9 protein-coding genes and 1 pseudogene are annotated in these 11,731 nt (G+C 52.3%); 4 read left to right on the top strand and 6 right to left on the bottom strand.

All coding sequences use genetic code 11. The features are described 5' to 3' along the window. The 3 genes and pseudogenes from Q0O33_RS03380 to Q0O33_RS03370 all read right to left on the bottom strand — a co-directional run. Nucleotides 1–236, bottom strand: a pseudogene (locus Q0O33_RS03380) (electron transfer flavoprotein subunit beta/FixA family protein); the annotation flags it as partial. 16 nt (nucleotides 237–252) lie between these two features. Continuing rightward, the gene (locus tag Q0O33_RS03375) at nucleotides 253–1,503 is read right to left on the bottom strand and encodes an acetyl-CoA C-acetyltransferase (RefSeq protein ID WP_295496050.1); all 1,251 of its coding nucleotides are present in this window, start codon (nucleotides 1,501–1,503) and stop codon (nucleotides 253–255) included. Between the two features lie 17 nt (nucleotides 1,504–1,520). Further along, nucleotides 1,521–2,501 (bottom strand): nitronate monooxygenase family protein, encoded by a 981-nt coding sequence (locus tag Q0O33_RS03370; protein ID WP_295496048.1) that lies wholly within the window; start codon nucleotides 2,499–2,501, stop codon nucleotides 1,521–1,523. Nucleotides 2,502–2,682: 181 nt separating this feature from the next. Here Q0O33_RS03370 and Q0O33_RS03365 point away from each other — a divergent pair, with 181 nt between their 5' ends. The 3 genes from Q0O33_RS03365 (at nucleotide 2,683) to Q0O33_RS03355 (ending at nucleotide 5,947) form a co-directional block, all read left to right on the top strand. Then, a complete protein-coding gene (locus Q0O33_RS03365; RefSeq protein WP_295496045.1) occupies nucleotides 2,683–3,462 on the top strand; it encodes an enoyl-CoA hydratase/isomerase family protein in 780 nt (259 codons plus the stop codon). A 76-nt stretch (nucleotides 3,463–3,538) separates the two neighbouring features. Continuing rightward, nucleotides 3,539–4,534, top strand: coding sequence for a phytanoyl-CoA dioxygenase family protein (locus tag Q0O33_RS03360; protein WP_295496042.1), 996 nt, complete (start codon nucleotides 3,539–3,541; stop codon nucleotides 4,532–4,534). Nucleotides 4,535–4,597: 63 nt separating this feature from the next. After that, a complete protein-coding gene (locus tag Q0O33_RS03355) occupies nucleotides 4,598–5,947 on the top strand; it encodes an aromatic ring-hydroxylating dioxygenase subunit alpha (RefSeq protein ID WP_295496040.1) in 1,350 nt (449 codons plus the stop codon). Between the two features lie 153 nt (nucleotides 5,948–6,100). On the opposite strand, the gene Q0O33_RS03350 is transcribed toward Q0O33_RS03355, so the two are convergent. From Q0O33_RS03350 to Q0O33_RS03340, 3 genes are all read right to left on the bottom strand, one after another. Then, nucleotides 6,101–7,138: an aldo/keto reductase gene (locus Q0O33_RS03350; RefSeq protein WP_295496037.1), complete on the bottom strand. Its 1,038-nt coding sequence runs from the start codon at nucleotides 7,136–7,138 to the stop codon at nucleotides 6,101–6,103. Between the two features lie 148 nt (nucleotides 7,139–7,286). Beyond that, nucleotides 7,287–8,573 carry a MaoC family dehydratase N-terminal domain-containing protein gene (locus tag Q0O33_RS03345; RefSeq protein ID WP_295496034.1) on the bottom strand — a complete coding sequence of 429 codons (1,287 nt, stop codon included), beginning with the start codon at nucleotides 8,571–8,573 and terminating at the stop codon, nucleotides 7,287–7,289. Between the two features lie 384 nt (nucleotides 8,574–8,957). Further along, nucleotides 8,958–10,370 (bottom strand): aldehyde dehydrogenase family protein, encoded by a 1,413-nt coding sequence (locus tag Q0O33_RS03340; RefSeq protein WP_295496031.1) that lies wholly within the window; start codon nucleotides 10,368–10,370, stop codon nucleotides 8,958–8,960. 144 nt (nucleotides 10,371–10,514) lie between these two features. Between Q0O33_RS03340 and Q0O33_RS03335 the strand changes: the two genes are divergently transcribed. Further along, nucleotides 10,515–11,663, top strand: coding sequence for an acyl-CoA dehydrogenase family protein (locus Q0O33_RS03335; protein ID WP_295496064.1), 1,149 nt, complete (start codon nucleotides 10,515–10,517; stop codon nucleotides 11,661–11,663). Nucleotides 11,664–11,731: the final 68 nt, after the last annotated feature.

The raw sequence follows: 11,731 nt of genomic DNA, 5'->3' as shown, positions 1-11,731 counted from the left end.
CCCATAGCCAAGGCCGTACGCAGCGTTTCTTGCGCCTTGTCCGGCCCAATCGACACCGCGATAACCTCGGTCGCAACGCCCTTTTCACGCAAACGCAGCGCTTCTTCCACCGCAATCTCGTCAAACGGGTTCATGCTCATTTTGACATTCGCCAAATCAACACCCGAACCATCAGGCTTAACCCGCGGCTTAACATTATAATCGATGACCCGCTTAACGGGGACGATGATCTTCATTTCGGAAATCCTTGTCTCATATGCGTTCGATAATGATTGCGGGCGCCATTCCGCCACCGGCACACATGGTAACGAGACCATATCGTCCCCCCGTGCGTTCCAACTCGTCCAGTATTGTTCCAACCAATATGGCACCCGTAGCGCCGATAGGATGGCCAAGCGCCATCGCGCCGCCGTTTACATTCACTTTTGTCCGGTCAAGCCCAAGGTCACGGATGAATTTCTCCGCCACAACCGCAAAGGCTTCATTGATTTCCCATAAGTCAATGTCGGCCACAGTCAGTCCGGCCTTAGCCAAAGCCTTGCGCGCACCCGGAACCGGAGCATTCAGCATTAAAGTCGGACAATCGCCAAGGTTTGAATAGGCAACGATCCGCGCGCGCGGTTTAATATTGTACTTTTTGGTATATGCCTCAGACGCGATTAGCACGGCTGCGGCCCCGTCAACCACACCGGAGCTGTTGCCTGGATGATGCACACCTTCCCATTCTAGGTCGGGATAGACACGCTTAATCTGATTGCGCCAAGTCTTGCCATTGCCAAGATCAAAGTCGGCCAAGGCCTGAAAGGACGGCTTAAGCGACGCCAATCCTTCAGCCGAAGTTTCCGGTCGCGGGAATTCTTCGCGATCCAGCGCGACGCTTCCATCTTCATTCAACACAGGCACGAGCGACTTGTTAAAACGGCCTTCACGGATGGCGATGTCAGCCCGGCGTTGGCTTTCCAACGCAAGCGCATCCAGCGCTGCTCGGTCAATTCCCTCACGCGCGGCGATAGCATCTGCACAAACGCCCTGATTGGATTGAGGATGCAATGCATCCAATGCTTCATTCCCTGCGCCCATGAAACGCGGTGCCATATTGGCCGCAGCACGTTCTGCCGCTAGTATTTGCTGATAGCTCATCATTTCGGTGCCGCCAGCGATGACGCAATCTTCCATTCCTGACAAAACAGAACCTGCCGCCAAGTTAACGGCCGTGATACCGCCGCCGCAAAAACGATCAAGTGTCGTGCCCGAGGCTTTCACATCATATCCGGCAGCAAGCGCAGACATGCGCCCTAAATCACCGCCTTGCTTGCCCTCTTGCGTAGAAGTCGACCAAATGATGTCGTCGACCGTCGCAGTGTCAAGGCCATTTCGATCCCGCAAAGCTGCCAACACGGTTGCTGCCAGATGCTGAGGGTGTAAATGGGACAGTGCACCTTTGCTGGGTTTACCGCCACCGCGTGGTGTGCGACATGCGTCGATGATAAATGCTTCAGCCATAAGTGGCCCTTTCAACTTTAATCGGTCAGCATGCCAGTCAGGCGTTTGCGGATAATGTTTTCCGCGTCAGCTACCATACGGGACAACAGCTCAGCGCAAGTTGGAACATCGTGGATCAGCCCCTGCACCATACCCGCCGACCAAACGCCGTGGTTCGTATCTCCGCTGGCAAGTCCTTCGCGTCCGCGCGCACCCTTGACCAAGTCCGCTACAGCTTCAAACGGCTTTCCCTCACGCTCTGCGGCAACAACCTGTTGCGACACCTCGTTCTTCGCAACGCGCGCGGTATTCCGGTACGATCGGAAAATAAGTTCTGTTCCCCGCTCGTCATTGGCCACCATCTCGTCTTTAAAGCTTTGGTGAATGGGTGCCTCGACTGTTGCTGTAAAGCGGGTGCCCATGTTGACACCCTCCGCACCAAGCACAAGTGCAGCGGCAAGCCCGCGACCATCACCAAAGCCACCACTCGCTAAAAGGGGGATCTTTACCTTGTCTGCAGCGACAGGAATGAGAATCAGCCCAGGAATATCATCTTCACCAGGATGGCCAGCACATTCAAAACCATCAATTGAGACGATATCAACGCCCGCACGCTCTGCGGACAATGCATGGCGCACGGCGGTACATTTGTGCAGGATGCGAATACCGTGCGGCTGCATCATTTCCCAAAACTCCCGCACAGCAGGCGTTCCGGCTGTTTCCACAATCTTTACGCCGCTATCGATAATCGCTTGGGTATAACCTCTGTAATCTGGCGGATTGATCGATGGTAATACGGTCAGATTAACCCCAAAGGGCTTATCCGTCATAGACCGGCAACGTTCAATTTCTTCGGCCAGTGCACGCGGCGTCGGCTGAGTCAACGCAGTTAAAATGCCAAGCCCGCCAGCATTTGAAACGGCGCTCGCCATTTCGGCGACGCCAACCCATTGCATTCCGCCTTGGACGATGGGATGCTCTATCCCAAGCATGTTGGTAATTCGTGTCTTTAGTGCCATTTGACATCCTCTATTCTGTTGGAGCGGTGCCTCATTCGGCACTCTGCCGAAAAGAACCATTTTTCTTTCACCGACAACATCCGGCTATAGACTCAATGGCTGGAGCAATTATATAACTACTTAATACCTTTCAAGGTCATTTTAAGGCCTCATGATATTTGCACGCGGGAGAAGAACAAGAATGGCCCCACCAGTCCTTTTCGAGATAGCGTCCGCTGTCGGCATTATCACAATCAACAGGCCGGACCGCCACAATGCCATTAACGATGAAGCGGGCGCATTATTGAGCGAATGTCTTCAAAAGGCTATCAACGATAGCGACGTGCGTGCCATCCTTTTGCGCGGCGCTGGCAAGTCATTCTGCTCGGGCCGCGACACATCCGTGCTTGGGCATAGGGTGGACGGTGAAAGCGACTATCACTTCGTCAAGCGTCATCAGCAGACAAGAATCGCGATTCTTGATTGCCCCAAGCCCGTCATCGCTTCAGTCAAAGGCGCGGCAATAGGCGGAGGTTGTGAAATGGCGCTGGTGGCAGACATCCGCGTCGGGGCAAGCAATTTGAAAATGGCGTTGCCTGAAATCAACTACGGCCTGCTGCCAGATACAGGCGGCACCCAATATCTAAGCAACCTCATTGGGCCGTCACGAGCCAAATATATGATTATGTCAGGCCAGAGTATTGACGCCAAAACCGCCATTGAGTGGGGTGCAATAGATTTCTTGCATGATCCGCAAGATGTTGATGAAAAAGCACTAGAAATCGCGATTGATCTAGCGGCCAAGCCGCCAATTGCCCTGGCGATGGCGAAAGCGATGATTGATCAGGGTCATGCTGGTGCCGTGCGTAACGGGCTGACACAGGAATTGCTGGCACAAACAGCGCTATTCAAAACTGATGATTATGCCGAGGCACGTACTGCACACCGTGAAGGTAGAAAACCGGTTTATACCGGTAGATGATTGATATAAAACTATTGTAACGATAAGCCTGACGCAGGATATTCAAAAGCAATCCATTGGATGGAGATCAGATAACATGGCCACTCAGTTGAACGATGTTTCGGCACCAAGTTTTCCGGTAACGCAAGAATTGAAAACCCATAACCATTTAATCGGTGACAAAGCTGCGCTTGATGCTGCCTGGGAACAAGACGGATACTGGTTTTTCCGCGATGTATTAGACAAAGGTGCCGTTGCGCGGTTGCGTCAATCCTGGATCGACGAGTTAGAGAAACAGAAGGTGATTGAACCTGTTGGCGATGCGCCAACGGATAAAAGTGTCCTGTATAATGGTGGTAGCTTGGAGACATATCCGTTCCGTATGGAACCGATCGCGGCGAAGCGACCTTGGCCTGCATTTGTCGCTGAAAAGCCGATAAATGATTTTTTCACCCGCCTGTTTCAAGACGATCCATTCTGGGTGCCAATTGTCGAATATCGCGCGACGCCGCCGCAGCAGGACAAAAATAAGCCACGTATCGACGCCATCCATCAAGATGGACCGTTTAGTCCCGGCCTTCCCTTCCGCATTTGCTGGATCCCGCTGGCGGAAATCGATGCCGAGATAGGTGGTCTTATGCTTGCAGAGGGCATGGCATCGGGTCGCGAGAGCTATCACCCGAAAACGGAGAATGGATCGAACGGTCCCATCCCGCTTGAGGCAATTCCAGCTGATCGCTGGCGTCGAACCACATATCAAGCGGGCGATGTGTTGTTGATGAACCTCTGGACACCGCATACCGGCCTGACCAATCAGTCGGATCGGTTTCGCTTGTCGATGGATCACCGGGTAATGGCCAAAGGCGATGATTGCCCGCTTGTGGGTATGATAGAGGAAATCACGGAAAGCCATGTAAGTGTGCGCGATTCAAGCGGACAGCATAGATTGTCCATCGATCCGCAAACCTATGTCCGCAATACCGTTGGGCAGAAGTTGAACGGCGATGAAATTACTGCTTTTTATAAAGCTGGGTCGGAAGTCATTATTGCCTTTGACGGCGACCGGGCATCAGTTGTTCGTCCGCCGCATTGATTTTAATCGCAGCACCCCAAAATTACGCGCCAAGCAAGGCGGACGAAAAAACTGGAGAGTTTGATGAGTGATATTGCGACACAGGAAGCCGCACGTTGGACAGGTGCCAATTCGATAATTTCGGCGGAAAACTATATCTGCCCCGACTTTGCCAAACGCGAAGCCGAAGGTCTTTGGAAAAAGGTCTGGCAAATGGCCTGCCGCGAAGAAGAAATTCCCAAGGTTGGTGATTATTATACCTATGACATTGTCGATCAATCTATCATTGTCATCCGTTCTGCACCCGACGAAATCAAAGCATTCCACAACGTCTGTCCACATCGTGGAAGAACGTTAACCGAGGGCTGCGGTCATGCCGCACGCCTGTTCTGCAAATATCATGGCTGGAACTGGAAAATCGACGGTACCGATGCGAGGGTCGTAGACAGGCATGAATGGGCACCGGAAGACTTGACCAACGAAGACCTGAACTTGATGCCTGTCAAGGTTGGACGGTGGAGCGGATGGATCTATATCAATATGGATCCTGACTGCGTTAGCCTTGAAGAGCATCTGGCCCCTGCGAAGGCCTATCTCGATCCGTTTGATCTTGGCGGATTGCGTTACCACTGGCGCAAATCCACAATATTGGACTGCAACTGGAAAGTAGCACTCGAAGCATTCAACGAGGGCTATCATGTGCAGACAACGCACAGCCAGATGCTGCGCTATATGGACGATTGGACACAAAGCTATGCACGCGGTCGCCATGCGCATTTCGGCTATTGGGAAGCGATGCCAATGGGTTCACGCTCACCCCGCCTGACGGGCGGTGAGCCGACCGAAGATATCCGCCCCGGGATCCGTGACTATATGGAGGATATGGCCGCCACGCTGAACGCCGGGTCATCGGTGCAGACCGTCCACGCCGCGCGGCGTATCATGCAAGAGGTTGAACCGGGTGCGTCGCACATGGAAGTGCTGATGAAATTTGGTCAGTTCATTTACGAACATGCGATTTCGCTTGGCCTGAAATGGCCAGATATCACGCCACAGCAGATGCAGGAAGCTGGCATCGACTGGCATCTGTTCCCGAACCAAATCATGCTGATGGGTGCAACTGGCTTGCTTGGTTATCGTGCACGTCCATTTGGCAATGACCCAGACAAGTGCGTTTTCGATGTATACTCCATGCAGCGTTATCCTGAGGGCGAAGAGCCGAAAGTTGAGCAAGAGTGGAACCAGAACCATGGGGACAAGGATTTCTGGGGCCTTATTCTGACGCAAGACTTCGCCAACGTCGCGGAAATACAAAAAGGCATGAAGTCCATCGGCTTTAAGGGTGCGCGCCCTAATCCAAAACAGGAAGTCGCTGTTTTGAATTTCCACCGGGCGCTCGAGGCGTTCCTTGCTGGTGGATATGCTGGCGAATAGCTCTAACATCATGAGACTAAGTTGGGGGGCAGCAACACCTGCCTCCCTACTAGCAGCCATTTGAGGGTCATATAAAAACAATGACTGCTAAAGCAGTCTCCGACGAATAGATGAAATTAGGCAGTCGGATATGGGCCGCTGCTTCCAGATTCCTCACCCAAAACGCTTGAAAATAGGTGGATTACGCTCCGCCCCATAATTTTGTTGCGCCGATACCGGATAGCGCAACCCAATTTGGCTAGCCTGATCCAGCGTGTCTATTTCGTCTTGTGATAATGACCAGTTGGCTGCACCAAGATTGTCCAGAAGCTGAGCATCAGTTCGCGCGCCAAGCAAGACGGACGTTACGCCGAGCCGTGCCTTTACCCAATTCAAGGCAACCTGACTGTGGGTGATGGTACCATCTCTTCCGTCCACAATTTTATCAATCACTTTCAGCACATCGCGGCAACGTTGATTGTCATAGCCTTTCAACGCGTTCATTTGCTCTAAACGAGCTTTTCCATCGGTTTCCGCACGAAACTTTCCTGATAGAAAGCCTTGTGCCAATGGGCTCCAGATAATCGCACCCACGCCCATATCTAAACCGCAAGGCAACAATTCCTCTTCGGCCACCCGGGAAACAAGGGAATATTGTATTTGTTGCCCGATATAATGGGCCAGATGTTCTTCTTTCGAAATTCCCAACGCCTTAGCGAGTTGCCAGCCAGCATGGTTTGAGCAGCCAATATAGCGAATTTTCCCAGCATGGACGAGATCGTCCAATGCACGCAGCGTCTCTTCCGGCGGAACTAACGAGTCAAAATTATGGACCTGATACAGATCGATCCAGTCGGTTCCCAAACGGCGTAAGGACGCATCACAGGCATCAATAAGGTGACGCCGCGACAAACCGGCATCATGCGTGCCTTTCCCCATGCGGTGGAACGCTTTTGTGGCAACGACAACCTGCTTGCGTCGCTTACCCAACGCCTCTCCCAATATTTCTTCGGATCGGCCAGCCGCGTAGACATCAGCGGTATCGAAAAAATTGATGCCATGGTCGATGCAAAGATCAATCTGTCGCGCAGCATCCGCCCCGCTTGTCGATCCGGTTGCGCCGAAGCGGCCCGTTCCATCGGAAAAGGTCATACACCCGAAACCGAAAACCGATAGCTCCAGTCCGCTTTTGCCAAGGAACCTATTTTCCATATCACTCACTCCGCTCTGGCCTGCTTAAGGCGGCCCATTTTCTGTTTTGTTCGGGCTTGCAGGGTTCACCTACGAAAAAGACGCCGGCAACGCCGACGTCTTTTTTAATTATACGCGGTATCGAAGCCGTGGCAAAACCACCAGCCAATCAATCCCCGCCAAGCTCACGGTGACGCGCCATCATCTGTATCGCCTTTTCAGCCAGCGCTTCTGGCACTGGCGGATACAGCGGAAGTGGACGCGCCTTGCTTGGCAATGCGATGGTCGCAGTTGACTTAACGCTCTCTTCGCCGCGTTGGTTGGTGAAACGCACAACGACATCTACCAATTCATTGCCATGCTCGGTGCGCCTTGCAACGACTTCACCCGTGACCATTTGGACATCGCCCATATAGTTGAACTTGCGGATTTCATCGTGGACATTGGTAATGATAGCATCATCACCAGCCCAGTCATTGAGATAGCTCCAGAGGTAATTTTCGCGCATGACACCATAATCATAAGCCATCGGGTTACCAATGGCCTGCGCCCAAACTGGATCCCAATGCAGACGTTGCGCCACGTCAGGCACGCCATATTCGTTCTTCACGTAAAATGGCGCGATGCGTTTGCGGTTCTTGTGTGCGCGGCGACCAACGGTTGGCGCATAAGGCACAAAACCATAACCACCAGCGTGGAAGCAAACGACGTCAGTGACAGTCAATGGCCCCTTGGCTTGCATGCCGAGCGCCGATCCAACGGAAACATCTTCAGCCCAACGCTTATTGGGACCTTGGACCATTTCTGCAGCGTAGACATCTTCAATCGCTTGGAACTCTTCATCGGTCCAAACCTTAGGTTCAATCGCTGAATATTTGCCCTTCTTTGCGGCAGTCTTGCGTTCGGTCAGAACGCTAAGGACGCGGTAAACCGACACAACATCCCCCCGCTGGTTCATGTTCACGTGGCGACGAACGTTGATGACTGAACGGCCCGCGAATTCCGACTGCTTGACTTCGCAGCTTTCCTCTCCGGAAAATGTATAAATCGTATCGCCGGGATAGACAGCGCGGTAAAATTCCCAGTCAGCACCCGATACGAATACATGGATGCCCCGGAATAAGCTCTTTTTCAGGGCACGGATTTCGTCGGGGGTCGGATCGCCCAAAAGCGGCTTGCCAACCTGGCCAATCATCATGCCGGGTGCGATCACATCGCCCCAACGCGTCCTCTTTGCGTAATTAGGGTCAGTGAAAAGCGGATTGTCATCGCCGCAGCCATAGGACCAGTTACGGATTGAATCATGGCTAACCGTTTGGACGTACTGCGCCATTTTGCCAGGCTCTTCAAAGCCGATAAGCTGCTTCTGACGCTCAATATCTTCGTCACGAATTTCGTAGGAGACAGCCTTCTGCCACTCTTCGCTCTGCTTGATATCGTCTGCCTTACTGGCCATTAGTCGTCTCCTAAGTTAATCGTATAACTAGGTGATATCTATAAATGCGTTGGTTTGCAAGCACCCCTACCGCCATTGCGCAGGTGCCGAGGCAAGCGGACCTGCTGGACGATCCCAAAGCATTTCGACGCCGCCGATCAATAAGAGCGCCTCGAATATTCGCACCTGCCCCCAGTGCGTTGGCTCCGTTGCTTAAAAAGGTCGCAGTTGCCAATGGAATGACTACAAAGCTTGATGCCCAAAGGCCAGCTTCATAAACCGGACTTTGTCCACAGTACTGCCCGGCATAGAAAGAGCTCTTGCTATCTCTTTAGGGATTATCCGGGTTGTTTGGTCAGGCAACAGCGAAATCGTAACAGCATCTCCAAAGAACCTTTAACTCTATCAAATGGCGGCCTTGGCAATGTTAACGACATGTGGTTGGGTATAAGCAAATAGTCCTTCATCCCCACCTTCACGACCAATACCTGACTGCTTTGAACCGCCAAAAGGGATATCAAACGGCAGATCGAGATGCTTATTCACCCAAACCGTTCCAGAGTCGATTTTCATAGCGACTTCGATGCCACGATCAACATTTCCAGCCCAGATTGTCCCACCCAGACCATATTCATTGTCGTTGGCCCGTGCGATGGCGTCATCAATGTCATCATATTTCATGACTGGCAGAACTGGACCGAATTGCTCCTCGCGCACCAATCTCGCGTCATCGGCAATATCCCTAACAATAGTAGGCGCAATGAAATAACCTTCCCGGTCCAGCAGCTTACCGCCAGCCAAAATTGTGCCATTGGCCGCCGCATCTTCTAGAAAACCGCATAATTTTTCATATTGCATTTTGTTTTGAACTGGACCGATTTGTGCGCCTTGGTTCAAGCCGTCATCGACAACCGCATTTTCAGCCAATATGGCCAGTTCCGAACATATCTCGTCATAAATCGAAGCATGGGCGTAAACCCGCTTGATGGCGAGGCAAACCTGCCCTGCATTGACCATTGCGCCATTAAACAGTTTCGAGGCAACCGCCTTTGGGTCAACATCGTCAAGCACTATCGCAGCGTCATTCCCGCCAAGTTCAAGCGTAATCCGTTTTAGATCATCAGCACCTGCCGCAAAAATCTTCCGCCCAGTTCCGGTTGAACCTGTAAAACTGACCTTTGCAACATCTGGATGGCTCGATAATGCTGCACCCAGGTCGTTATTGTCGATGATGACGTTTACCACACCCGCGGGAAAAATATTCGCCGCAAGCTCCGCAATTTTCAAGGTACACATGGGCGTTGTTGGCGCAGGTTTTGCGACAATTGTATTTCCTGCGATTAAAGCTGGACCCATTTTTTGCGTCACCATCATGAACGGAAAATTCCATGGCGTGATTGCTGCGACGACGCCAAGAGGGGTCCGATGTTCAATGATACGGACCGCGTCAGTTTCGCGAAGTGTGACGGGCTCCATCCGCTGCGCGGCATAATGGCGAAGCTGATAAATGCCTCCGATTACCTCACCCATTGCCTGCTTAAGCGGCTTACCCTGCTCAGTCGTCAGCAGCTTGGCAAAGTCATCTTTACTGGCTTCGATGGCATCTGCCAGCTTTGCCAGATATTCACCCCGTGCAGCGCACCCCAATGCAGCCCAGCCCGGCGCTGCGGCTTTGGCTGAGGCGACTGCTTCTTCGAGCTGCCCAGCGTCTGCCCTTGAAACAGTTGCAAATGGATGGCCCGTAGCGGGATTAACAACCTCTAATTTCAGCGCACCTTCCACGAGCGCGCCATTGATGAGCAGTTTGCTGGGCAGCATTATGTATCTCCTGAATATCCTAATTGGACCATTTTTCTTGCTGATTTTCATCTAAATGATATATCGAATTTGGCAAGAATAACATCTGGTGAGACGGAGAATTTAAGCGTGAATGAAAACCAAATTCAACTGTCGGAACGCGCGATGGTAATTGGCGCTAACGTTGAACGGTTTGTCCGCGAAGTCGTCATTCCCTATGAGAGAGACCCAAGACGCGACCACCACGGCGCGCCGCTTGATGAACTTGTCATGGAAATGCGCAGCAAGGCGCGTAACGCCGGCGTACTTACGCCGCATATTCTTCCCAATGGATCCCATCTAACACAGCTTGAAACCGCTTTTGTGCTTCAAAAATCAGGTCTCTCGCCGCTTGGCCCGCTTGCCGTGAATACAATGGCACCAGACGAAGGGAACATGTATCTACTGGGTCATGTCGGAAGTCCGGAAATCAAAGAGCGTTTTTTAAAGCCGCTCGTGGACGGAGCGGTCCGCTCTGCCTTTTTCATGACCGAGCCTGCCTCAGAGGGCGGCGCTGGCTCCGATCCGTCCATGATGAAGACAACCTGCCGACTTGACGGAAACCACTGGATCATCAACGGTCGCGAGGCTTTTATCACTGGTGCCGATGGTGCCGGTGTTGGCATCATCATGGCAAAGGCTGAGGAAGGTGCATGCATGTTCTTGGTTGACCTGCCTGATCCAGCCATCCGGATCGAAGATGTTCCAAACACCATAGACAGCTCAATGCCAGGCGGACATGCAACCGTCATCATCGACAATCTTCGAGTTCCGGCAGATCAAATGCTTGGACTTGCTGGTGAGGGATTCAAATATGCCCAACTCCGCCTTTCCCCTGCCAGGCTTTCGCATTGTATGCGTTGGCATGGATGCTGTGAACGGGCGCATGAAATCGCCTCCGATTATGCCAATCGGCGCGAGGCGTTCGGGAAAACGCTGATTGACCATGAAGGCGTCGGCTTCATGCTCGCCGAAAATATGATCGATTTGAAACAGGCTGAATTGATGATCGCTTGGTGCGCTTCGGTCTTGGATTCAGGCTCGCTGGGTACCGTCGAGAGCTCGATGACGAAAGTGGCGGTTTCCGAAGCCTTAATGCGCATCGCAGACCGCTGCGTTCAGGTAATGGGTGGCTCGGGTGTCACAGACAAGACCATCGTCGAGCAGGTTTTCCGCGAAGTCCGCGCTTTCCGGATATATGACGGACCAACCGAAGTGCATAAATGGAGCCTAGCCAAAAAAATCAAACGAGACTGGAAAACGTCGCAGAATTAATTACAGCATCACGGCATGGGCATGGATTGCAAAATGGAATTTGGCGTTAGAGCGCAGACTGGCCTGTG

This window comes from Sphingorhabdus sp. EL138 (assembly GCF_945862485.1).
GTDB lineage: Bacteria > Pseudomonadota > Alphaproteobacteria > Sphingomonadales > Sphingomonadaceae > Sphingorhabdus_B.
Note: the sequence above shows the minus strand (reverse complement) of the source record. Positions and strands in the feature narration are given on the sequence as shown.